Below are 24048 nucleotides of genomic sequence, written 5' to 3'. Positions count from 1 at the left end.
GACAAGGCTTAAACGAAACAAATTTACAAAGAAAACAGATAAAAGAGAAATATAGATAAATAAAGATAAACAAAGTATAAGCAGGCAAACCTTACGGCGATCGGTAAATGAATAGGGGCGAAAATCACATGATTGTTGAATTAATTTCTACAGGTTCTGAATTATTACTTGGTGATACGGTTAACACGAATGTTACCTGGCTTGCTAAAGAATTGAATAAAATCGGCTATACGGTGGCTTACCAGACCGTGGTGGGGGATAACCCTGCACGCATGTCGGAAGTCTTCTCTGTGAGCGCTAAGCGGGCTGATATTGTAATCTCTACAGGCGGGCTCGGACCGACTGACGGAGATATTACGCGCAATGTATTGGCTGACACTATCGGCGTACCGCTGGAGCTCAATACAGATGCGGAACGCATGGTGGAAAGTTACTTTAAACGGAAAGATTTTCCTATGCCGGAAAAGAGCCGTCGTGAAATGTTCCTGCCGGCCGGCAGCAAAGCGCTGACTAACAGCGTTGGTGTTGCGCCGGGCGTAGTGACCGTTTCCGAAGATTGTACATTTATTCTATTACCGGGACCACCTGCAGAAATGAAAGCTGTTTTTGCAGAGTCCGTAGTGCCTTACTTAGATGAAACATTTGGTCCGCAGGGCGTGATTCATTCGCATCGCTATGCCGTATATGGCATTAAGGAAATTGCCTTGGAAGAACGATTGGGCGAACTGTTCATGACACAGTCCAATCCGACCATCGCCTGCCTTATTAAGAACGGCTACATTGAAGTGCGCCTTACGGCATCTGCCGAATCCATAGAGGCTGCGGAAGCATTGCTGGCACCTTGGGATAAGGCGTTGCATGAACGCTTAGGCGAACATGTGGGTCGCACATTAGATCAGTCCGTGTTGGAATTGACGGCGGACGCTTTGTTGGAAACAAAATCCACAGTGGCTACGGCGGAATCCTGTACGGGCGGCTTAGTGGGCAAATACTTAACCGATTTGCCGGGCAGCAGCGCGTATATGCGAGGCGGTGTCATTTCCTATGACAATGAGATTAAACACGAAGTGTTGGGCGTAAGTGCTGACGATTTGGCTACTTACGGAGCTGTCAGTGAAACGGTAGCTCGCCAGATGGCGGAAGGCACTCGCAAGCTTATGAAAACGACGTATGGCGTATCAACTACCGGTATTGCCGGTCCGGGAGGCGCCACTGACACGAAGCCGGTAGGCCTTGTGTATATCGGCATTGCCGGTCCGAAAGGCACTAAAGTGTATAAGAATCAGTTTATCGGCAATCGCCACACTGTACGTGAAAGTACAGTGGAACAAGTTCTGTATTATCTGTATGACTATATTAAGCATAATTAATTTAAAACATTTTAATTTAGAAAGGATGTCAACATGGAAGGTAGAGAGCAGGCACTGGACAGTGCGTTGAAGAAAATAGAAAAAGATTATGGTAAAGGCGCCATCATGCGTCTCGGCGATATTGGAGACCGCATGAACATCGATGTTATCTCCACAGGCTGTCTGGCTATTGACCTGGCTGTAGGCGTAGGCGGTTTCCCTCGCGGCCGCGTTATTGAAATTTACGGTCCTGAGTCCTCCGGTAAAACAACCGTAGCACTTCATGCCATTGCAGAAGCGCAAAAAGGCGGCGGTATTGCAGCGTTTATTGATGCGGAACATGCGTTGGATCCTGTATATGCCCGTAATCTCGGCGTAGATATTAACAACTTGTTGGTATCCCAACCTGATAACGGTGAACAGGCCCTTGAAATTACGGAATCCTTAGTACGAAGCGGCGCTGTAGATATGATCGTAGTCGACTCCGTTGCGGCCTTGGTTCCAAAAGCGGAAATTGAAGGCGAAATGGGCGACGCTCACGTAGGTCTTCAGGCTCGTTTGATGAGTAAGGCCCTTCGTAAGTTAACCGGTATTATCAGCAAATCCCGCACCGTAGTTGTGTTCATCAATCAGCTTCGTGAAAAAGTAGGCGTTATGTTCGGTAACCCTGAAACGACAACAGGCGGTCGTGCGTTGAAGTTCTATTCCACTATCCGCTTGGACGTTCGTAAAGGCGAAGTGATTAAGCAGAACAATGAAAACGTAGGTAGCCGTACAAAAGTAAAAGTTGTTAAAAACAAAGTGGCACCTCCATTCAAAACTGCTGAATTCGATTTGATGTATGGTACAGGCGTATCCTATGAAGGTACGTTGATCGACATCGGCACCAACATGGAAATCATCAAGAAATCCGGTGCATGGTACTCCTACAACGATGAACGTATGGGCCAAGGTAAGGAAGCGGCTAAAGAATACTTGCGCACAAATCCTGCCATCGCTCAGGAAATCGACAAGATTATCCGCGATACATTAATGGCTGAACCTGAAACCTTTGATGTGGTAGGTGAAGAGGCTGAAGAAGAATAAGCCGTAACCAGAGCGTTAGTAATCTGAAGAGTTATTGCTCCGGAGAATTATTAACTGAATCCGAAAAGTTATTAATATAAAGGAATAAAGGATAAATCAGTGGCTGAAACGACGAAGAAAGAATACACGCTGACCACGGCGATGGATCAGGCCCTTCGTTTTCTGGCACCTCGATTTTTAAGTCGCTATGAGCTGACGCAGAAGTTGCTTCGCAAGAGTGTCCCACAGGACCTGATCGAGCAGGTAATGGAGCGTTTGGAAGAATTACAATACATAGATGATGAACGCCTCTCTCGGGAGGCGTTACGACTTTATATGGAGTCGGAAAAGTACAGTGAGCTGTTTATACGCCAGAAGATGCACCAGCGAGGCTTGATTGTTGATTATGCACTAAATGCATATGATGAAACGGCCGTTGCGTACCGTTTGACGGCACGGCATTTTCTACCGCCCGGTGATACGGACCGGTATGAAGACGGGGAGCCTTGGTCCGATGATGACCGGGTACCTAAAAAAAAGGTGTTCAACTACTTGAAAAACCGCGGTTTTAAGATGGGCACTATACAGGAAATCGCTCGTTGTGTAGCACTCGATAATGCATTTTAGCTATGATGCCACTGTGGCATTTGGGAGCGTAAATGCTTGACATGAAGGGTATCACAGACTACAATTATAGTAGTCTCACAGTAGTGGGCAAATTATTAATATTGAATGAATTAGACGGCAACACGAAGAAGCCTGTTAGGCTTCTTACTTTTTATACAGGAGGTGAAACTTATTTTAGAGTATAGTATTATAGCCGTTGTAATGGTGCTTATAGGTCTCGGTGTAGGTTATTTGATGCGTAAAAACATCGCGGAAGGGAAGCTCAATCGAGCTGAAACGGAAGCGGCCCGCATTATCGCTGATGGTGAACGCGTAGCGGAAGCAAAGAAGAAAGAAGCTTTGGTTGAAGCTAAAGAAGAAATCCATCAGATGCGTACCGAGATTGAAAAAGAAAACCGAGATCGCAGATCTGAATTACAACGCTTAGAAAGACGCATTCTTCAGAAGGAAGAACATCTTGACAATAAACTGGAAACATTAGAAAAGAAGGAAGACCACTTACATCGTAAGGAACAGGAAGTGACTACGATTCGTGAACGGGTGGAAGAACTTTACCAGAAGGAAATGGCTGAGTTGGAACGCATCTCCGGCATGACTTTTGATGAAGCGAAGAACATCCTCCTTTCTAATGTGGAACGAGATATTCGACATGAAACGGCCATCTTGGTGAAAGATTTGGAACAGCAGGCCAAAGATGAAGCGGAGAAAAACGCCCGCGAAATCATCGCCGCTGCCATTCAGCGCTGTGCAGCCGATCATGTAGCAGAATCTACAGTATCTGTAGTTGCGCTTCCTAATGATGAAATGAAAGGGCGTATTATCGGTCGTGAAGGCCGTAACATTCGTGCCCTTGAAACCTTAACCGGTATTGATCTTATCATCGACGATACCCCTGAAGCAGTTATCCTTTCCGGTTTCGATCCGATCCGCCGCGAAGTGGCTCGTATCGCTCTGGAAAAATTGATTGTAGACGGACGTATCCATCCGGCGCGCATTGAAGAAATGGTAGCGAAAGCGCGTAAGGAAGTGGATCAGACAATTAAAGAAGCCGGTGAACAAGCTACGTTTGAAACTGACGTTCATGGTTTACACCCTGAAATCGTTCGTATTTTGGGCCGCTTGAAATATCGTACAAGTTATGGTCAAAATGTATTGAAACATTCCATAGAAGTATCTCATTTGGCAGGTATTATGGCTGCTGAATTGGGCGTGGATGTAGCCCTTGCTAAGCGCGGCGGTTTATTACACGACCTTGGGAAAGCTCTTGACCACGAAATTGAAGGCTCCCACGTTCAAATTGGTATTGATGTGGCTAAGAAATATCATGAAAGCGCGTTGGTACAGAACTGTATCGGTGCTCATCATGGTGATGAAGAATTCAAATCCGTTGAAGCTGTGCTTGTTGCGGCAGCTGACGCAATTTCTGCAGCCCGTCCGGGTGCACGCCGTGAAACATTGGAAAACTACTTGAAACGCTTAACCAAACTTGAGGAAATTGCCGAGTCCTTTGATGGCGTTGAAAAATGTTTTGCAATTCAGGCCGGTCGTGAAATTCGCGTAATGGTAAAACCTGATAAGGTTGATGAAGCGGAAGCTACATTATTGATGCGTGAAATTGTAAATCGCATTCAAACTGAACTGGAATATCCGGGACAGATTAAAGTTGTTATTATTCGTGAAACTCGTGTAGTTGATTATGCCAAATAATGGAATAATAGGTAAAAGATAATTTATATACATAGACACTTTATATATACTAATTGACTTTTATAATGAATAATTTAACAAGATGAATATACTAGACTACAACCCTTCGCTGAGAGGCAAGGGTGTAGTCTTTTATTGTTGTACGGAACTTTTTTGTCGGAAGACTTGATTTTTTATAGTAAAAACAAGTAAAATATATATTTGTCCGAAAACTTTTATTACATATTTCAATAAGACGTTTTTACGTGTCTTTATAGGTAGAATGCGCATTGTTGCAGGTAATGCATTTTTATTTTGCAATTTTTGTGCAGTAAAATTTATAAAAAATATTCTTGACAAAGAAGGAAAATAAGACTTTTTTGTAGAAATAATATAACAGAGAAGTTGGAGTATGGGATGTGAAGAGATGAATAGACACTTTGATGACGATTTAATTGAACAAATAAAAAACGCAAACGACATAGTGGAAGTGATTTCTGAACATGTACCGCTTAAAAAGAATGGGAGAAACTTCTGGGGCCGATGTCCCTTTCACAATGAGTCTACGCCTTCTTTTAGTGTTACCCCAGAAAAGGGCTTTTTTTATTGTTTCGGATGTCATGAATCAGGAAATGTCATTAGTTTCCTCATGAAAATAGAAGGATTAACCTTTCCGGCTGCTCTTGAAAAATTGGCCAATCGAGCCAATATCCGACTTCCGGAAAAAGCGCTTACCGAGGAAGAACGGAAACGTAAAGCGCACAGAGATGAACTCTATAGGGTCAATGATTTGGCGGCCAACTATTTCCACAACTGTCTGATGAAGACGGAGATGGGGAAAGTGGGTCTCGAATATCTGCAACGACGGGGACTATCATTAGATATTATCAAGCGATTTCGCTTAGGCTTCGCCCCGGACAGTTGGGATCGCCTATATAGAGATTTTATAAAGCGGGGCATAGACGAACGGACTCTCATTGAGCTCGGGCTGTGCCGCAAGAATAACACCGGTAAAGTGTACGACTATTTCAGAAATCGGGTGATGTACCCCATTGCGGATGGTCGCGGTCGTATTGTCGCTTTCGGCGGGCGCGTTTTCGCCAAAGATGACAACGGACCGAAGTATTTGAATTCCCCGGAAACAAGTATTTTCAGCAAAGGGCATATGCTGTTCGCCTTCGATAAGGCTTATGAAACAGTACGCAAGAAGAGACAGGTTATACTTGTGGAAGGGTATATGGATGTAATTAGTGCCCATAATGCAGGAGTTACAAATGTGGTCGCCTCACTGGGGACCGCATTTACCGCGAATCAGGGGCGCCTTTTTGTGCGTCAGGCTGATGAAGTGGTGTTGGCATACGATATGGATGGAGCCGGTCAAAAGGCAGCTCGTAAAGCAATCGAAATTTTACAGGACACGGACTTCAAAGTGCGTATCGTAGCTATGCCGGATGGAAAAGACCCGGACGAGTATGTGAAAAATCACGGAGGAGACGCTTTCCTGGAGCTGGTAGACCAGGCTATTACGCCGTTTGAATTTTTCCTTAACGAATCCCTCATCCAACATGATCGCAATACCTCTGCGGGCAAACAGGCCATTTTAATGAATATGTTTAATTACATAAAGGGCCTTACCAATCCGATGGAACGGGAAAATGCGCTGAAGGCGCTGGCACTTCCGTTGTGGATGGATACGAGTACGATTTTACGCATGTTCAGACAATATACAGGCAAGGGCACCGTGGCAATCAGGCCGAAGGCACCGAATGCGAACAGTTTGCGTAAAACGACGGAAGAGGATTTCTTAATGGCCATGGCCTTGGAATCCGTACAGAACCTTGAACGTGTTCGTGCCTATTTACCGGCGGAAGATTTTGAAAAAGAAGAATACCGCTCCATATTGGAAAAAGCCGGTCAAGTTGTAGCCGAAACAGGCCAACTGCAGACGACGGCATTAGAAGAACGGTTAACAGAAGAAGAACAGGAAGCCTATGCACCATTGATGATGTTGCATTATGAACAGGCTGCTTTAGATGGATATATACGTGCAGTGCGTCTGAAATCACTGCGTGAACAGTATAAAAAGCACAGCACCTTGGCGGATCAGCTAAATCGTGCAGGAGATTCGCGTTTTATTGAAGAATTAAAACTATGTCAGGAATTACAGACCTTGATAAAAGAATGGTCCTGATAAATCTATAAAAGAAAGGAAGAGCGTTGTGGCTAAGAAGCAAAGTAAATCAAGACTAGAAGAGATTATAGAACAATTAGTAGCAAAGGGAAGACAGACAGGTGCCCTTACCAGCAAAGAAATTACCGATGCTCTTCACGAAGAAGTGGAACTTACGGCGGAGCAATTGGATGATATGTATGAAGTATTGCAGAAAAGTAATATAGATGTAGTAACAGACGACGTTGCTGTAGATGATGACGAAGATATCATGGAAGATGATGATGAAGACGCTACTGATGACGTACGTGAAGCGAAAGAAGTAAGTCTTGGTCTGAGTATTCCGGAAGGGGTTAATATTGATGACCCTGTTCGTATGTACTTGAAGGAAATCGGCCGTGTGCCATTGCTTTCTGCAGACGAAGAAATCTTATTGGCCCAGCAGATTGAAGCGGGTGCCAAAGATGATGCGTCCTACAAAGAAATGCGCGACGGTGAACGAGCTAAACAGAAGCTCATCGATGCGAACCTTCGTCTCGTAGTTAGTATTGCAAAACGCTACGTAGGCCGTGGCATGTTATTCTTGGATTTAATTCAGGAGGGCAACTTGGGCCTTATTAAAGCGGTTGATAAATTCGACTACACGAAAGGTTATAAATTCTCCACATACGCTACATGGTGGATTCGTCAGGCCATTACTCGCGCCATTGCGGACCAGGCTCGTACAATCCGTATTCCTGTACACATGGTTGAAACTATTAACAAATTGATTCGTATTTCCCGTCAGTTGTTACAGGATAAAGGTCGCGAACCATTGCCTGAAGAAATTGCGGAAGGTATGGGCATCAGCGTAGAACGTGTACGTGAGATTCAAAAAATCGCGCAGGAACCGGTTTCCTTGGAAACGCCAATCGGCGAAGAAGAAGACTCCCATTTGGGCGACTTCATCGAAGACCAGGATGCTATCGCTCCGGATGATGCGGCTAGCTACATTCTGTTAAAAGAACAGATTGAAGACGTATTCTCCTGCCTCACCGAACGTGAACAGCAGGTATTGATCCTTCGCTTCGGTTTGAAAGATGGCAAACCACGTACCTTGGAAGAAGTAGGGCAATACTTCAAAGTAACCCGTGAACGTATTCGTCAGATCGAAGGCAAAGCACTCACAAAACTTCGCAACCGTGGAAAACGCGATAAAATCAGAGATTTCTTATAATCGGTATAAGAGACTCGGTGCACTATATAATAGATATATATAGATAAATAGAAAGAGGCAACGATATGTTGCCTCTTTTTTTGATTGATTTCAGTTTAAATTTGTTTTAAATTTTTAGCTTTGGAATTCTGTCCTAAAAAATAAAAAAGCCCTAAGCTTCAGCATATCCCTGATGGTGGGAGGCCTACAACAAAGGGCACTATTTAAAAGGTACTATAACACAATATTATTCAAAAGTAAAGGCAATAATCATCTTGTCTAAAGAATCAAAATAATTAGCAATAACACTTTAATAATAAAAAAACCACTACTACAATACGTAACTTGTAATAGTGGTTCGTCATGTCTACTTGGTGGGCCCACCTGGGTTCGAACCAGGGACCGACCGGTTATGAGCCGGTTGCTCTACCCCTGAGCTATAGGCCCAAGATAATTAGTAATACCTTAACTATATGATATCACCAAATTATTATACATAAAATACCCGTCATTAGTCAATATGACGTTCATAAGATGTGCCGTTATAAGGTAATAATATAGGGGAAATTTGATGACACGAGCAAAATTAAAATAGGTATATATTTTTGAAAAGTAAAACAATAAATAAAGAAACTATAGAATTATAAAAGAAGGAAAACGAAGGTCTGATGCATAAGTATATAAGTGTGAGTAAGTCGTAATGTGAGCAGTAAGCTATATATAAGCGCAGGGAGGCGCAACAAATGAGTAAATTATATAGATGTCCAGTTTGTAATAATGAAACATTGGATGAGCTGCATGAGCATGATATTTGTACCGTTTGTTGGTGGGAGGATGATCCGTTTCAGTATGAACATCCTGATTATGCCGGTGGAGCCAATAAATTGTCTTTGAATCAGGCAAAGGCTGAGTGGGCCAGAGGAAAAATCGTATTGTAGGGGGATAAGAGTATTGGTGTGAAACAGTTTCTATTGATTGAACCGGAGGGAAATATATGGCCAAAGAACTGAGTTTGGAAGCAAGGGAAGTCATGAAGTTAAGACTTGGAGTTGCGTATGAAGACTTACCTAGGTTAAGTGAAGCAGAACTGGATGCCTTATATGAAAAGGCGGCAGACTTTGAAGTTGAAGAATCTGCGAAGGAAATAGAAACGCCAATGCTTGAAATTGCAGCTGATATAGTAGATTTCTTATATGAGTATTAGAAATGTAGTTTTAATAAGGAATAACTAGATATGCAAAAAATATTAAATTGAATCATTGATTGAAAAAAGCGGTAAATTAAAATAAAGATAGAGTGAAAAAGCTGTAGCAAATTGCGAAATGCATCGTAATTTGCTACAGCTTTTTTTATTGCTTCAGTTTCATATAAAGAATCGGATACGGATTGCCCTGTTCATCAAGCTCGCTCCATTTGTACACTTCAAAGCCCATGTGTTCATAGAATCCTTTGGCCTCCGGATTTTGCTCATTAACGGTTACATGGTTAATCTTATGGTGCGTAACACCGTAATTAAATAATTGGCGACCTAAGCCCTGACTGCGCTCCTGTGGCGCGATAAACAGCATTTCCAAGTGCTGATCCTGAATCCCCATAAAGGCGATTGGTTCTTGCGCTTCATTTTCGGCAATAACTAAGTGACCGATTTGTTGCAGCCCTTGAGGGACATATTGTTTAATGAACTCTATTTCATCAGGGGATAGGAATAAGTGAGTCGCCTTAACTGAGTCTTCCCATACGTGAAGCAATTGCTCTATCAGTTGTGGGGTTCGTTCCGTAACTTCATAAATTTCCATATCTATCTCCTATGTCAGTTTGTTTAGTATATTTATAGTTCGTATAGCAGATTTGAACTTAATTTAGCATACTCGTAGTTAATCTGGTGTATTATAGATAGTTTAGCATATTTGTGATTAGTTTTGCATATTTGTCGTCGCTTAATGTATTGGCAGCTAACGAATTACATATAGATGTAACTTGATTTGCAGATAGAGACACTTATCATTCAATTACTTAGTATATTGAAAGAAAAGCTTGTATATGATATATAAATTCAAAAATATACCGATATAAACGAAGCACTTTAAAATACATATCATAGAAAAAGAACACTCAATCGTTGAGTGTTCTTTTTCATTAATCATATATGAAAATAACTGAAAAATAAATCTAAATAATTTATATTATCTAATAATCGAATTATTTAAACTTACACACATGTATTTATGGAATGGACTTTGTTTAATTAAATTGGATGATTTACTATTTATAATCTGTGTAAAAATATAAATCGACAAAGATGGTATAAATTTTAAAATATAGGAAAGTACAGATATATGAAGATAAACATATCATTTGACACTTTATATAAGTTTTGTCAAATTTTTGTTCGGATTATAAATTGTATGTAGACTAAATATAAAATAATTATAAACTGAACGTTAAAAATTACACAGATTGAAAAACTAATTTAAAAATATCGATTTGTCCATAATAAGTGTTGCACAACTATATCGACTTATGATAATATAATTCATGAAAATGAATGAATACTTCATTAAAAAATGAATTGCAAAAAATATTGTTAAAGCGTATATGAGGTGCAGAAGCTCGGTTGCTATGTAAAATGAATCGGATGCACAAGTAAATAAAATGTAAAAGAATATGCGTAAACAATGGATAAATAGTGAGGTATCATTCGAAAGAACGAGCAGTAAATTTTAAGAGTATATTATAATTTGAATTCCTATTAAATTAAAAGGGGATGAATTACAAACATGAAATCAAAATTAAGTAAGAAACAATTAGCAGTATTGGCAGTAACAGTAAGTATGTTAGGATCCGGTTCTGTATTGGCGGCCACTAATACAGAAGGTACCGGATCTGGCGTGGCTATTGGTGCCAAGTCTATAGCTACAAGCAGTAATGCTGTAGCTCTTGGCTCAGGGGCAAATGCAGCGGTAGGAGCTACTGTTGCTGTTGGGGGCAACTCCATAGCAGACCAACCATTTGCCGTTGCGATAGGTAATAGTGCGAAGGCGACCGCTAAATTGGCGAATGCATTTGGAGCCACAGCTGCAGCAAGTGGGTTAGAATCGATTGCAATTGGTAATTTAGCGAAGTCTATTGGGGATTATTCAGTTTCATTTGGTCCTAGATCTAATGCTAATGGATATATGGGTGTTGCTTTAGGTTATTCAGCTAAAGCGAATGGTTATAATGGTATTGCATTAGGTGCAGGTTCTGTTGCTAGTCAATCAGATACATTGGCTGTGGGTCTAGCAGCAAAGTCAAATGGCATACGTTCTATTGCTTTAGGGTCACAAACTGAAGTAACGATTAACTCAAAAGATGGCATTGCGATTGGGAATGACTCCTATGTTGGGGCAATTAGTGCTACGAAGCCTACTGTTACAACTCCAGAGGCACCCCCACAGGATAAAGATTACACCGTTGATTATGAAATTGGTGAAAAATATGAAGCAAATCCTATAGATGATACTAAAGGTAAAAATGATAATGAATTGTATCAAAACTCAATTGCTTTAGGGGTGCATGCAAAATCTTTTGGCTTCCAGACAATGGCATTGGGACCTGGATCTGAAGCACATGATTCCAACTCTATTGCTCTAGGTGTAGCCGCTATTGCTAAAGGTAATTATTCAGTCGCTATTGGACAGCAGTCTCGTACAGCCTATGATAATACAGTAGCTATCGGTCATTATACGGAAGCTAAAGGTGAAGAGTCTACAGCAGTTGGTTATTATGCTATTACTAGTGGTGTAAACAACTTGGCTTTAGGTAACTATGCTCGCTTGCAAGGTGTTTCCAACTCTGTTGCTGTTGGTTCTCATGCACGTTCTTTGCTTAATAACTCTGTTGTATTAGGGAAAGACTTTATTGCAACTCCAAGTAGTGACTATGCTAACGATGCTTATATATCTGGCGATACATTTGATATTACAACTCAAGGTGTTGTTTCTGTAGGTAATGTGGCTTATTCAGTTGGTACTGGCGATAATAAAACCTCTATTGCTGCTAATACACGCCGTATTATCAATGTTGCAGGGGGCTATGGTGATTATGATGCGGTTAACGTTAAACAGTTAAGAATGGCTCTTGAAGGTATAAATATTGAAGCCGCTGAGGGGGTTACCGTAAATCGTGTTGGTAATAAATTTACGATTGGTTTAAATGTTGTTGGAACAGAAACGCCGACTGACGTTGTAACTGTAACACCGCCTCCATATAATCCAACTTCTGCAACGACAACAGCATCCGATGATACAACGACTACTCCGGGTGAAAGTGCTTCTGGAGATACAGGAAATACAACTCCAATAACATCTGAAGATGGTTATCCTAAATCCGGTACTCAGGTAACGATTGGCGTTGAAACTAAGCCGGTTGGCATTGTTGATAATGCAGGTAATAAGACAGCGGTTACCCCAGGTGGTGATTTTAGCATAGTTGGTGGCGACAATATTACTACAACTGCGAGCGCAGTAACTGTTAACGGAACTACTGTTCCTAAGTTAGAAGTAGCTCTTAACAAAGAAATAACCGGTTTGGATAAGGTATCTACTAACGGTTTAACTGTTAAAGATAGCTCCGGTAATGATACAGTTGTAATCAACGGCAGCAACATTAGCATGGGCGACAACTATATCCATGGTGTTAAAGCCGGTGTAGCCGATACTGATGCAGTTAACGTAGCTCAGCTTGGCGACGAAATTAAAAAAGAAACTCGCGTATCCGCTGATGGTAACTACATCTTAAAAGACAACACAGCAGCTCAGAACATTACTGCTTTGGATAACCAAGTACAGGCTAACTCTGAAAGCATCAATACCTTGAACAACAATGTAGCTAGCTTGGATAACCGCGTAAGCAAATTGGATACTCGTCTTGACCGTGTAGGTGCCGGTGCAGCCGCATTAGCAGCGTTACATCCACAAGACTACGATCCAAGTGCAAAATGGGGTTTTGCAGCAGGTTACGGTAACTACAAAGGTGCTAATGCTGTAGCGTTAGGTGCATTCTATCGTCCAACTAACGATTTAATGTTCTCCGTTGGTACTAGCATGGGCGGCGGCGAAAACATGTTTAACGCCGGCGTAAGCATTAAAATCGGTAGCAGCAACGAGTACTCCAATTACTCCAAATCTGCATTAGCTGAAGTAGTTTCCAAACAAGCTTCTACAATCGATAACTTGAACAGCCGTGTAGCAAAACAGGAACAAGAAAACCAAGAATTGCGTGCACAAATTCAAGAAATTATGAACCAATTGGCTAATCGATAATTGGAACATACATTTTAACGAATTAGGTAAAATGTAACAATTGAATATATAAATACTCTAAGTGTTGAAAAACGCCGAATTGAGTATTAAAAAAGAACTCCTTATCCAATGGATAGGGAGTTCTTTATGTTTAAAAGTATGTAATTAAGCCTAATTTAAGTTATTAAGTATAATTTTCAACTTTTTTACGAATTCAACCGATTTATATATTCAATTTTATCCGGTGTAAATACGATTCGTGTAACGCCGTCCGCATAGGACGCCAAGTCATACGGCTGATAGAGCATGGCAATGTTGCCGCCGCCCAGCAGGATATAGTTGTCGTTATGAACGTCGATAGTTTTTTCAGCAAACATCATGGTCGGGCTAATTCGCCGCTGGCCATTTTGCCCATATAGATAAAGCATACCTTCGTACACGAGTTTATACAGCTGCTCGCCGTCTTTTACATGGACGTAATTTGTAGCCGGAATCAGCTCACCCGTATGTTTGTTGAATACGAGGCCCTGAGAGGTGTAGTAGCCGTGTGCACTTTGGCCGTTATACCAACCGCTGGTAATGATGAGGGAGAGTAAATCATCATCTTCGTATGTCGTTTCAAACGATTGATTTACCATGTACATCTTCTGATTGTAGTACAGGTCGCGCATTTTATCCACGTACGTAGCAATGGTCGTATTAATTTTATTTTGTGCCGATTGAGACTCCAAATACACTAACGGATAGGTAAGTTTCAAGTTCGTATCCGTCTGCTGCATCGGTACCGTGTATGCCTCACTAATGAAGCCCGGGCATGTTACACAGGTCAACAGGCCCGTTGTGAGTAATAATTTCTTCCACATAGAGAACCTCCTTGTAAGATGTAATGTATAGATTGTACGTTTTTTACCGGATAATACTATTATGTACTCTTATATACCTTTCGACAGCGAGAGGCTTAACTCCTTTATCTATAAAGAGTATTCCGGATTACATATATTAGCCGGTCATGATGATTACGCCTGTTTTTCAGCGGCAAAGTATTTTTTTAGTTCATCTAAGAAGCGCGTCACTGTAGGGGAGAAGAGTCGGTGTGAATGGGTCACTAAATACCACTTGTTTTCCAAAGGCGGTTCGATGGGGCGCGATGTGAGGGTGGGATGGTGCGGCGGCAGTAGTCCGCTCAGTGTAACGCCATAGCCTAGGCCCTGGTCCACCAGAAACATCATATTGTTGATTAAGTTATAGGTGGCCACGATGTTTAAGTTGGAACGGCTTGTACCGAAGAGTTCATAGTCCGCCGGGTTTACGAAGCCTTGGCGGGATAAAATTAAAGGCAAGTCTTTTAAATCGTCCTTGTAAAGGTGAGGTTTGGTAGCCAACGGGTCGTCCTTGCGCATAAGGAGTACGCTTAAATCGGTACGTCCAATGTAAAAGTAGTCGTAGCCTTCGCGAAATGTAGGTTCCACAACGAGGCCTATATCGATGAGGCCTTTGTCCATACGATCCATGACCACCGTATGATCGCCGGTATAAAGATGGAGATGAATTTGCGGATACAGTTGCTGTAAATCTTTGAAACACTGGCTGACCGCTTCCATGTGCTGGGTTTCACCGCAGCCGAAGTAAATATTGCCATTCAGTAATTCTGTTTCTTCTTTTAGCGCCCCTTCCGTAGCGCTGAGTAAGTCTAGAATTTCACGGCCCCGCTGTTGCAGGTAACGACCTTCTTCGGTGAGGGCTATTTTACGTTTGCCCCGAATAAAAAGCACTTTTCCTAATTGGTCTTCTAAATCCTTCATCTGCTTTGATAAGGTGGATTGTGTGATGTGCAATGTTTCCGCCGCTTTGCTGATAGTTTCTTCCTGAGCGATGGTTAAGAAATATAACAATAAACGAGTTTCTATCATAAGATGCTCCTTTCACAGAGTTTCTCGTATGTTTTAAAAAGAATGTAATGTATTTGCTTTTATTTTACCATTCCTAAAAACGATGGTAAATAAGAACTAATAACTGTTAGTCATAAAAAGGAAATGAGGTTACAATGTAAACAGCTCAAGAAGAGAGCATTTTCGAATTAAAAAATAAAACATATTACATTGAGAAGGAGAGGGGTTAGATGAGTAAATCGTTAGTTGCTTATTTCAGTGTAACCGGCACAACCAAGCAGGTGGCACAGAACTTGGCACAAGCAATTGATGCGGATTTATATGAAATTAAACCGGAAACGCCTTATACGTCGGCCGATTTGAATTGGACGAACAAACAGAGTCGTTCTTCGGTGGAAATGGACGATATGTCATCTCGCCCGGCCATTCAGGGGCCTCTACCGGATATGAAATATAATGTTTTGTATGTAGGGTTCCCAATCTGGTGGTATCGGGCACCATCAATTATTAATACATTTCTAGAAAGCTTTGATTTGACCGATGTAGTGGTGATTCCATTCGCCACATCCGGCGGCAGTGCCATGGGTAAAACGAATGAAGCCTTATGGCCATCCTGTGTAGGTGCGGTGCTCAAAGAAGGACGACGTTTTTCTGTACATGCATCGAAAGATGAATTGAAGCAATGGTCCCAATCGTATAACGTGGGGAATTAAGGTCAAAGTTATAGTGAGTTAAAGGAAAAACATATGAGACGAGTAAGACGAATCAGCAAACTATTGGGCTTAGGCCTCATTTGTATGACTTTACAATTAGGAGAAATGAACGTAATGGCAAATAATGCACAAGAATTAACAAACAAAGAACTTCAATTAGTAAGTATCAGTAAATATACGGCAACCGGTGATCAGGCAAAATTGAAAGATGCTGTTAATGAAGCATTGAATCAAGGTGTAACTGTAAATGAGGTAAAAGACGCTATGGTGCAATTGTACGCATACACCGGCTTCCCAAGAAGCTTGAATGCGTTGAACGTATTGATGAATACAGTTAATGAACGCAATGACAACGGTATTGCTACTGAAGAAGGTAAAGCTGCATCGAAGATAGTGTTAGGCGCTGATGCTATGGCGGAAGGCACAAAGACACAGACTGAATTAGTGGGCGGTGAAGTGAAAGGCGCGCTCTTTGACTTTGCGCCTGCATCCGATCAATATTTAAAGAGCCATTTATTCGGCGACATTTTTGCCTCCGATGTGTTGAACTGGCGTGAACGTGAAATCGTAACAGTAGCCGTTTTAGAAGCACTTACTGATGTAGATTCCCAATTAAATGCACATCGCGGCATTGCCAAACATAATGGCGTGACCGATGCGCAGCTTAAAGAAATTTCCAATGCCGTTCACGATGAAAATAGCGTATCTCCATTCCCTGCCGGCGTTTTCAATAAAGACTATGCACAATACTTCAGCGGTAAAAGCTGGTTGGCTCCATTGAATGACGAAGAAGTGGGCATTCACAATGTAACCTTTGAACCTGGCAGCCGCAACGATTGGCACGTACATCATGGTGCGGGTCAGATTCTCGTAGTTGTAGGCGGTAAAGGCTGGTATCAGGAAGCAGGCAAACCTGCGCAAGCATTGGCAGCCGGCGATGTAGTGTACATTGCCCCTGAAATTAAACACTGGCATGGCGCTGCTGCTGACAGCTATTTCTCCCATTTGGCTATGACTGTGAAAAAAGAAGGCGTGTCCGTAACTTGGATGGAACCTGTAAGCGACACAGAATATAAACAACTTCATTGGGAACATAAATAAGATATAAAACAAAGCACTTTGATTGGGTTGTAAAAAGAAAACAATCAGGATGTAAAAGCAATTTAAGTGTAAAAGCAGTCTAATTAGTCTGCACACGTTGAGTAAGATGTAGAGTGAAGCAGTTTAAAACGTAATAGTATTAAATAAGCCTCTTTCGCATGAGGGCCACGGAGAGCGGACGGAAACGTTTGCATTATCCGAAAGGCCATCATGGAAAGGGGCTTTTGTGTTACAATATGAGGTAGGTAATACTAAAGGCAATATTAAAGGTAATATTAAAGACCATACTGCGAACATGAGCTGGAAGCTAAGAGGCTCGTGAGATTATAAGTAATATAAGATAAGCATATATTAAGATTTTATGGAGAGGATAATTTAATAATAATGCAAAAGATGATAAAGCGAACGATGACAGACCGTCTGGAGGCTGTTTTTACTTTAATTCCAAAGGCAAAGACTATAGCGGACATCGGCACGGATCACGGCTATTTGGCGGTGGAGCTGGTAAGCCGCGGCAAGGCGGAGAAGGCCATCGCCGGCGATGTAAATAAAGGGCCCTTGGCTTCGGCGGAGCGCCATGTGCGTGAAACCGGTATGGCCGGCTTGGTGGAATGCCGCCTCGGCAACGGCTTGCAGATCGTAAAGCCCGGTGAATTACAGGGCGCCGTCATTTGCGGTATGGGCGGATTTTTAATGCGCGACATTATCGAAGAAGGTCCGGAGCTGCTAGATTTCTATGTGCTGCAACCGCAAAACGGGCAAGCGGAACTTCGTCAGTATATAACGGAGCGCGGATATCGGATTGTTAAGGAGTGCATCATGACCGACATGGGCAAGATGTACCAGGCTTTTTTAGCGGTGAAGAAGGGGAAAGAGGCTGACTACATGTCCGAAGAGGGGCCGATTACACAAGCGCGTGTTGACGCCAAGGATGCATATGAGGGGTTGCCGAAGGAATCTATGCTGTGGACGGTAGGGGCTTTGCTGGCTCAGGAAAAACCGCCTCTCTGGGATGAACATATGAAGTTTATTATGCATGGCCGTGAAGCGGCGCTGGAAGGTATGACCGAAGCCTTGGCGGATACGGAGAAATATAAGCAGCTGGTGGCTGAATTGGAAGAACTTCGCAAGATTGTGTAGCTATTTACTATGTATAGATACGATGCATAAGATGTAGCGGGTGTGACACATCATGTTAAGAATAAGTTAAATAAGATGCATCAAGGAGGTTTGTATGATGAAGGTTCAAGCAATTTTAAATAGTTTAGAAAAACGCGTGCCTCGCCATTTGGCGGAGTCTTGGGATAATGTGGGGCTTATGGTGGGGCGCCGCAATATGGACGTAACCGGCATTTTAACAGTCCTTGATGTAACGGATGCGGCCATTGATGAAGCGATTGAGAAAAAGTGCAATCTCATCATCAGTCATCATCCGCTGATTTTTAAAGGTCTCAAACAGGTGACAAGCGATTCAGCGCTAGGACGCATGGTGGAAAAACTAATAAAGCACGACATTGCCGTATACAGCGCGCATACCAATCTTGATGTGGCGACGGGCGGTCTCAACGATCTGGCCGCCTCACAGTTGGGGCTTACACAGGTGACCGGCCTTGAAATGGTGAGCAGTGAAGGCCTCTGCAAGATTGCCTGCTTTGTACCGGACACGCACACGGAGGCTGTGCTGAAAGCCATGGGTGATGCGGGTGCCGGCCATATTGGCAACTACAGCCATTGCGGATTTTACAGTGAAGGTACCGGAACCTTTTTACCGTTGGACGGAGCCCATCCGTTTATCGGAGAAGTGGGTCAGATTGAGCAGGTGAAGGAGCATCGGGTGGAAACGATTGTGCCGGAAGCATTGTTGAGTTCTGTGCTCCGTGCCATGAAGGAAGCGCATCCGTACGAAGAAGTGGCATACGATGTGTATTCTTTGAAAGAACCGGCCATTGTCAACACGATCGGTCGTCAAGGCGTGTTGGAGCAACCGGTGAATTTGAAAGGCTTTATGGAATTAGTTGAAGGCGCATTCCCGCGCGGCCATGTGCGTTACGGCGGAGCTCGTGTAGAGAAGATTAAGAAAATCGCCCTTTGCACAGGCAGCGGCGCTGAATTTATTAAAGCAGCCGCCAAGAACGGTGCCGATGCGTATGTAACAGGGGATGTAAAATATCACGACATGCAATTGGCCAAAGAGCTGGGCATCGTGGTGGCTGATGTGGGCCATTTTGGAACAGAAATCGGAGCGGCCAAGTTATTGGCGGATATGGTAAAAGAAGGTTTATCAGATATGGTAAATGATAGCAAAGTTGATGCGGATCAGACGGTGCCTGTTTTAGTGGGTGAAACTCAAGAAGATTTCTTCTTTTATAACGAATAAGTTATTTGTTTAGATTAAAGAGAACAGGCCTTTAAAATAGTGGGGGATTCTCTTAAATGACGAGTATGTTTCTTTTACATCTCATAGAATTCAAAAATAAGTAAAATTAATAGAGCTCATATAAGTATTGATAAAATAATAATTGACCGATGTATTACTAATCTGTTAGACTCTAATTAGCAAGTATGAAAGGTGATTGCGAGTGTAAACTCGAGGAAAGTCCGAGCTCCAAAGGGCAGGATGCCGGATAACGTCCGGCGTGGGTGACCATAGGGAACAGTGCCACAGAAAAGTAAACCGCCACAGCAATGTGGTAAGGGTGGAACGGTGTCGGTAAGAGCGCACCAGCAATGCAGTAATGTATTGGCTCGGTAAACCCCATCCGGAGCAAGGCCGAATAGGAAAGGGATAAAGGTGGCCCGCCTACCTTTCGGGTTGTGCCGCTTGAGCCTATAGGTAACTATAGGCCTAGAAAGATAATCACCACTGCATAGCAGAACAGAACTCGGCTTATTGATTGCTTGCATAACCGCTCCTCGTGAGCGGTTTTTTGCTTTTATGAATGAAAAAATTCAGCACTTTTTAATGTTTAAATAGGCCGTTTTATACCGTAATAGGATATATTCTCAAGAACATATCTTATTCCTGTAAAAAGAGTAAAATTTTTCCGTTTAAGTCAAAATAATGATAGAAGAAGAAGTTTGATTTTGCTATACTAAATGAAAGGGTACACTCTACGTAATGGTATATAAACAGGTTATAAGGAGGTTTTTTGTATGGCTGTAACCAAGATTGATAATTTAACAGCGTTTGAAGGGTACTTGAAAGAGAATCAAGGAGTAGTAGTAGCGGATTTTTGGGCGGAATGGTGCAAACCATGTGCATTGATGAATCCGGAAATCGAAAAGTTGGCGGAAGATATGAAAGATGATATTTCCGTTGTGACTATTGACGTTGATGCGGCAAAGGACATTGCATTGAAGTATAACATTCAAGGTATTCCTACGTTGATCTGCTTCAAGAGCGGTAAAGAAAAAGACCGTATTGCAGGTTATAAACCGGCTGCCGTGGTGGAAGGTCTCATTAAATCCATCATTAAGTAAGAACGCATACTTTAAAAACATAAGTAAAAAACACAATTAAAAAATAAGTACGATATAAGTACAACGTATAATTACAGATTATACGTGCAAGCAAATATGCAAGTATAAGTACACATACAAGTACAGCATATGAGTACAATACATAAGTAGTAAGTCATAATTGAATATGTTGTAACAGGTAAGCCAAGTCTGCGCAAGTGGACTTGGCTTACAATAAAATATAACTGTCATAGTGAACTTTTAGTCAAAAACTATGGAATGTATACCTAAATTCTATAGAACAAATCAAGCAATATCTGTTATAATATAATCAATACAATGTAGAACATGAGAATACAAATGTAGAGTATGAGGAAGAGTAAAGTTATTGCTTATGAAAGGGGTCTACCTGTGAAAGAGACGACAAATAGTCTATGGAAACTATTCCAAGACCGCAAACTAAGCCGCCGTACTTTTGTGAAAACTTGTGTGGCATTAACTGCCGTATTAGGCATGCCTCCAACGTTTTTAAACAAAGTAGTCAAGGCCGCTGACACAAAAGAATTACCAACTGTAATTTGGCTTCATGGGCATGAATGTACAGGCTGTGATGAGTCGTTTATCCGCTCCACATCACCATTTGCCTCGGACGTTGTGCTCAATATGATTTCCCTTGAATATGATGACACACTCTCAGCTGCCGCAGGGGCTCCTTTTGAAGCGCATCTTCACAAGATCATGCAGGACAAAAAGGGTCAATACGTGTTGGCCGTAGAAGGTGGCGTACCATTAAACGACAATGGTACTTTCTGTATGGTCGGAGGCCGTCCGTTCGTAGACGTGCTTAAAGAATGTGCAGAAGGCGCCGCATTTATTATTGAATACGGTTCCTGTGCCGCTTGGGGCGGTGTACAGGCCGCTAAACCGAATCCGACAAATACGGTATCCGTATCGTCCGTCGTTTCCGGCAAGAAAATTATTAAGGTTCCCGGCTGTCCTCCAATTCCGGAAGTCATGACCGGTGTTATTATGCATTATGCTTTATTCGGTGAAATTCCTCCTCTCGATGTTGAAGGCCGTCCAAAACAGTTCTACGGTAATCGAATTCACGACACATGCTATCGTCGTCCATTCTTTGACTCCGGCCTATTTGTAGAAAAATTTGATGATGCAGGTTCTAAAGCCGGCTGGTGCTTATACAAAGTAGGTTGCCGCGGTCCGGTTACGTATAACTCCTGCGGTAATTTGCGCTGGTGGAACGGTTTGTCCTATCCAATTCAGTCCGGTCACGGTTGTATCGGCTGTAGTGAAAAAGGGTTCTGGGACAACGACCACTTCTATCAACGTCTGCCTCAGGTACATGTGGCCAATACGATTACTGACGCCGATACAGTAGGTACTATTGCAGGCTTAACAGCCTTCGGTGCCGTTGTTGCTCATGGCGGTGTTACATTGGCAAAACATAAATATGATACGATTCAGCTGGAAAAGAAATTAAAAGCTGAAGAAGAAGCTAAGAAAGCGGCGCAGACACAGGCTGCTCAGGCAAAAGCCGCTGACGGAGCTGCAACGGATTCGTCTAAGAACGAAGGAGGTAACCATTAATGAAGCGTGTGGTAGTAGATCCCGTTACCCGTATTGAAGGACATTTACGTGTAGAAGTAAATGTTGATGAAGCAACGGGAAAAGTTGAAGACGCCCTGTCCAGCGGGACAGCGTGGCGCGGCATTGAATTGGTTGCGAAGAATCGCGACCCTCGCGATGTATGGGCCTTCGTACAGCGTATTTGCGGTGTTTGTACATCCACTCATGCGTTGGCTTCCTTGCGTTGCGTAGAAGACGCATTGGGCATCCAGATTCCTAAGAATGCCAACTATATCCGTAACATTATGCACAGCTGCTTAGATGCACATGACCATATTGTTCACTTCTATCATTTACATGCCCTCGACTGGGTAAGTCCGGTAGAAGCTTTGAAAGCGGACCCTGCTAAAACAGCGGCCATTCAGGAAACAATTTTAAAGACATATAACATTAGTGGATTGCAACCGGCTGAAACCGAGTCCACCTTGTCCGCTTATCCAAAAGAATTCCCTAAAGGAAATGCTACATACTATGCGGCAATCCAGGCGAAAGTTAAGAAAATCGTTGATAGCGGCCAGTTAGGTATTTTCGCCGCTCAATGGTGGGATCATCCGGACTATCAGTTACTTCCTCCTGAAGTACATTTGATGGCCGTAGCACATTACCTTAACATTTTGGACAAACAACGTGACATGGTTACACCTCATGTTGTGTTCGGCGGTAAGAACCCGCATCCACACTACATCGTAGGCGGCATGCCATGCGCCATTTCCATGGACGACATGAACGCCCCTGTCAATGCGGCTCGTTTGGCTGTGGTTGATGAATCTCTTGCACTTGCAAAAGACTTGGTAAACTACTTCTACCTGCCTGACGTATTGGCGGTAGGTCAGATTTACGTAAAAGCCGGCATGGTTGACGGCGGCGGTTTATCCAAGAAACGCGTACTCGCTTACGGCGGTTATCCTGATGAACCATACACCGGCGTTAAGGACGGCGACTATTTCAAGAAATCCATGGTTCGTGCCAACGGCGTTGTTGAAGACTTCGCTCTCGGCGTAGATAAGGCAAAATTCCTTCCACTGGAAGGGGAAGACCTTATGAACCCTGACTTCTTGTCTGAAGAAGTAGAACACTCCTGGTTCAACTATCCTAGCGGTAAAAAGACACTTCATCCAAGTGAAGGTGTTACTGAACCTAACTATACAGGCCCTAAAACAGGGACTAAAGAACATTGGGAATTCCTTGATGAAACCAAGAAATATTCCTGGATTAAATCGCCTACATACAAGGGCGGCGCTTGCGAAGTTGGTCCTTTGGCCAAGTATATCGTAGTGTATACGAAGGTAAAACAGGGCATCATTTCCAACCCAACCTGGGCGGAACAGATGATGGTTAAACAGATTGACACTGTATCCTCCGTATTGGGCGTACCTGCTCATGTTTGGATGTGCAGTACCGTAGGCCGTACGGCTTGTCGTGCATTGGATGCGCAGATTGCCGTTAACTTGAGCCAATACTTCTACAACAAATTGATTGCCAACATTAAAGGCGGCGACACCAGCGTTGCCAATATGACAAACTTTGATCCTAACACTTGGCCAAAAGAAGCGAAAGGTGTTGGCTTATTGGATGCGCCTCGCGGCGGTCTTGGTCACTGGTGCGTAATCAAAGACGGCAAAATCGACAACTATCAGTGTATCGTTCCGACAACTTGGAATGCGTGTCCGAAAACTGTGGCCAACGAACATGGTGCGTACGAATCCAACATGATGGATACACGAGTAAAGATTCCTGATAAACCACTTGAAATCTTGAAAGGCATCCATTCCTTCGACCCTTGTCTGGCCTGTGCAACACACTTATATAACAAAAAAGGCGAAAAAATCGTCTCTGTTAATACCGATGCTATGTGTAAATAATAGGGG

Annotated in this window: 19 protein-coding genes, 1 tRNA gene and 1 other RNA gene; 17 read left to right on the top strand and 4 right to left on the bottom strand. The window is 42.7% G+C overall.

Annotation, left to right across the window (positions count from 1 at the left end):
* Positions 1 to 128: 128 nt before the first annotated feature.
* The 6 genes from KHZ77_RS07485 (at position 129) to rpoD (ending at position 8113) form a co-directional block, all read left to right on the top strand.
* Positions 129 to 1370, top strand: coding sequence for a competence/damage-inducible protein A (locus KHZ77_RS07485; RefSeq protein WP_295197435.1), 1242 nt, complete (start codon positions 129 to 131; stop codon positions 1368 to 1370).
* Positions 1371 to 1403: 33 nt separating this feature from the next.
* The gene (recA, locus tag KHZ77_RS07480) at positions 1404 to 2435 is read left to right on the top strand and encodes a recombinase RecA (RefSeq protein ID WP_295197433.1); all 1032 of its coding nucleotides are present in this window, start codon (positions 1404 to 1406) and stop codon (positions 2433 to 2435) included.
* 99 nt (positions 2436 to 2534) lie between these two features.
* The gene (locus KHZ77_RS07475) at positions 2535 to 3041 is read left to right on the top strand and encodes a regulatory protein RecX (RefSeq protein WP_295197430.1); all 507 of its coding nucleotides are present in this window, start codon (positions 2535 to 2537) and stop codon (positions 3039 to 3041) included.
* A gap of 162 nt (positions 3042 to 3203) precedes the next feature.
* Complete coding sequence (gene rny / locus KHZ77_RS07470; protein ID WP_295197427.1) at positions 3204 to 4748, top strand: ribonuclease Y; 1545 nt, start codon at positions 3204 to 3206, stop codon at positions 4746 to 4748.
* Between the two features lie 406 nt (positions 4749 to 5154).
* Positions 5155 to 6918, top strand: a complete 1764-nt coding sequence (dnaG, locus tag KHZ77_RS07465) for a DNA primase (RefSeq protein WP_295197424.1) — start codon at positions 5155 to 5157, stop codon at positions 6916 to 6918.
* Positions 6919 to 6946: 28 nt separating this feature from the next.
* Positions 6947 to 8113, top strand: coding sequence for an RNA polymerase sigma factor RpoD (rpoD, locus tag KHZ77_RS07460; protein WP_295197421.1), 1167 nt, complete (start codon positions 6947 to 6949; stop codon positions 8111 to 8113).
* Positions 8114 to 8464: 351 nt separating this feature from the next.
* Here rpoD and KHZ77_RS07455 read toward each other — a convergent pair.
* Positions 8465 to 8539: transfer RNA gene (locus KHZ77_RS07455), tRNA-Ile, on the bottom strand.
* Between the two features lie 296 nt (positions 8540 to 8835).
* Between KHZ77_RS07455 and KHZ77_RS07450 the strand changes: the two genes are divergently transcribed.
* Complete coding sequence (locus KHZ77_RS07450; protein WP_295197418.1) at positions 8836 to 9030, top strand: CPCC family cysteine-rich protein; 195 nt, start codon at positions 8836 to 8838, stop codon at positions 9028 to 9030.
* Between the two features lie 56 nt (positions 9031 to 9086).
* Positions 9087 to 9296, top strand: a complete 210-nt coding sequence (locus tag KHZ77_RS07445) for a hypothetical protein (RefSeq protein ID WP_295197416.1) — start codon at positions 9087 to 9089, stop codon at positions 9294 to 9296.
* 145 nt (positions 9297 to 9441) lie between these two features.
* Here KHZ77_RS07445 and KHZ77_RS07440 read toward each other — a convergent pair whose 3' ends face one another.
* Complete coding sequence (locus KHZ77_RS07440) at positions 9442 to 9888, bottom strand: GNAT family N-acetyltransferase (protein WP_295197413.1); 447 nt, start codon at positions 9886 to 9888, stop codon at positions 9442 to 9444.
* 981 nt (positions 9889 to 10869) lie between these two features.
* On the opposite strand from KHZ77_RS07440, the gene KHZ77_RS07435 reads away from it, so the two are divergent.
* Positions 10870 to 13395: a YadA-like family protein gene (locus KHZ77_RS07435; protein ID WP_295197411.1), complete on the top strand. Its 2526-nt coding sequence runs from the start codon at positions 10870 to 10872 to the stop codon at positions 13393 to 13395.
* Positions 13396 to 13580: 185 nt separating this feature from the next.
* On the opposite strand, the gene KHZ77_RS07430 is transcribed toward KHZ77_RS07435, so the two are convergent.
* Positions 13581 to 14237 (bottom strand): hypothetical protein, encoded by a 657-nt coding sequence (locus KHZ77_RS07430; protein ID WP_295197408.1) that lies wholly within the window; start codon positions 14235 to 14237, stop codon positions 13581 to 13583.
* Positions 14238 to 14390: 153 nt separating this feature from the next.
* The gene (locus tag KHZ77_RS07425) at positions 14391 to 15284 is read right to left on the bottom strand and encodes a LysR family transcriptional regulator (protein ID WP_295197405.1); all 894 of its coding nucleotides are present in this window, start codon (positions 15282 to 15284) and stop codon (positions 14391 to 14393) included.
* 209 nt (positions 15285 to 15493) lie between these two features.
* Between KHZ77_RS07425 and KHZ77_RS07420 the strand changes: the two genes are divergently transcribed.
* The 8 genes from KHZ77_RS07420 to KHZ77_RS07385 all read left to right on the top strand — a co-directional run bounded on the left by KHZ77_RS07420 (position 15494) and on the right by KHZ77_RS07385 (position 24042).
* Positions 15494 to 15976 (top strand): flavodoxin, encoded by a 483-nt coding sequence (locus KHZ77_RS07420; RefSeq protein ID WP_295197402.1) that lies wholly within the window; start codon positions 15494 to 15496, stop codon positions 15974 to 15976.
* A 33-nt stretch (positions 15977 to 16009) separates the two neighbouring features.
* Entirely contained in the window at positions 16010 to 17077 is a 1068-nt protein-coding gene (locus KHZ77_RS07415) for a carboxymuconolactone decarboxylase family protein (protein WP_295197400.1), read from the top strand.
* Between the two features lie 393 nt (positions 17078 to 17470).
* A complete protein-coding gene (locus KHZ77_RS07410) occupies positions 17471 to 18217 on the top strand; it encodes a class I SAM-dependent methyltransferase (RefSeq protein WP_295197397.1) in 747 nt (248 codons plus the stop codon).
* A 94-nt stretch (positions 18218 to 18311) separates the two neighbouring features.
* Entirely contained in the window at positions 18312 to 19454 is a 1143-nt protein-coding gene (locus KHZ77_RS07405; RefSeq protein WP_295197394.1) for a Nif3-like dinuclear metal center hexameric protein, read from the top strand.
* A gap of 179 nt (positions 19455 to 19633) precedes the next feature.
* Positions 19634 to 19983, top strand: an RNA gene (gene rnpB / locus KHZ77_RS07400) — RNase P RNA component class A.
* A gap of 247 nt (positions 19984 to 20230) precedes the next feature.
* Positions 20231 to 20557, top strand: coding sequence for a thioredoxin (trxA, locus tag KHZ77_RS07395; protein ID WP_295197392.1), 327 nt, complete (start codon positions 20231 to 20233; stop codon positions 20555 to 20557).
* A 390-nt stretch (positions 20558 to 20947) separates the two neighbouring features.
* Positions 20948 to 22141 carry a hydrogenase small subunit gene (locus KHZ77_RS07390; RefSeq protein WP_295197389.1) on the top strand — a complete coding sequence of 398 codons (1194 nt, stop codon included), beginning with the start codon at positions 20948 to 20950 and terminating at the stop codon, positions 22139 to 22141.
* The gene (locus tag KHZ77_RS07385) at positions 22141 to 24042 is read left to right on the top strand and encodes a nickel-dependent hydrogenase large subunit (RefSeq protein ID WP_295197386.1); all 1902 of its coding nucleotides are present in this window, start codon (positions 22141 to 22143) and stop codon (positions 24040 to 24042) included. Before KHZ77_RS07390 ends, KHZ77_RS07385 begins: the two co-directional genes overlap by 1 nt.
* Positions 24043 to 24048: the final 6 nt, after the last annotated feature.

Source organism: Veillonella sp. (assembly GCF_018364065.1).
GTDB lineage: Bacteria > Bacillota > Negativicutes > Veillonellales > Veillonellaceae > Veillonella_A.
This window is presented reverse-complemented; position numbering and strand designations above follow the sequence as displayed.

Bases quoted from the DNA above. Each gene is read 5' to 3' on its own strand.
- KHZ77_RS07485 (WP_295197435.1), top strand. From the start codon at position 129: ATGATTGTTGAATTAATTTCTACAGGTTCTGAATTATTACTTGGTGAT.
- KHZ77_RS07410 (WP_295197397.1), top strand. From the start codon at position 17,471: ATGATAAAGCGAACGATGACAGACCGTCTGGAGGCTGTTTTTACTTTA.
- recA (WP_295197433.1), top strand. From the start codon at position 1,404: ATGGAAGGTAGAGAGCAGGCACTGGACAGTGCGTTGAAGAAAATAGAA.
- KHZ77_RS07405 (WP_295197394.1), top strand. From the start codon at position 18,312: ATGATGAAGGTTCAAGCAATTTTAAATAGTTTAGAAAAACGCGTGCCT.
- KHZ77_RS07430 (WP_295197408.1), bottom strand. From the start codon at position 14,237: ATGTGGAAGAAATTATTACTCACAACGGGCCTGTTGACCTGTGTAACA.
- KHZ77_RS07425 (WP_295197405.1), bottom strand. From the start codon at position 15,284: ATGATAGAAACTCGTTTATTGTTATATTTCTTAACCATCGCTCAGGAA.
- KHZ77_RS07445 (WP_295197416.1), top strand. From the start codon at position 9,087: ATGGCCAAAGAACTGAGTTTGGAAGCAAGGGAAGTCATGAAGTTAAGA.
- KHZ77_RS07440 (WP_295197413.1), bottom strand. From the start codon at position 9,888: ATGGAAATTTATGAAGTTACGGAACGAACCCCACAACTGATAGAGCAA.
- KHZ77_RS07420 (WP_295197402.1), top strand. From the start codon at position 15,494: ATGAGTAAATCGTTAGTTGCTTATTTCAGTGTAACCGGCACAACCAAG.
- dnaG (WP_295197424.1), top strand. From the start codon at position 5,155: ATGAATAGACACTTTGATGACGATTTAATTGAACAAATAAAAAACGCA.
- KHZ77_RS07450 (WP_295197418.1), top strand. From the start codon at position 8,836: ATGAGTAAATTATATAGATGTCCAGTTTGTAATAATGAAACATTGGAT.
- KHZ77_RS07435 (WP_295197411.1), top strand. From the start codon at position 10,870: ATGAAATCAAAATTAAGTAAGAAACAATTAGCAGTATTGGCAGTAACA.
- KHZ77_RS07385 (WP_295197386.1), top strand. From the start codon at position 22,141: ATGAAGCGTGTGGTAGTAGATCCCGTTACCCGTATTGAAGGACATTTA.
- KHZ77_RS07415 (WP_295197400.1), top strand. From the start codon at position 16,010: ATGAGACGAGTAAGACGAATCAGCAAACTATTGGGCTTAGGCCTCATT.
- trxA (WP_295197392.1), top strand. From the start codon at position 20,231: ATGGCTGTAACCAAGATTGATAATTTAACAGCGTTTGAAGGGTACTTG.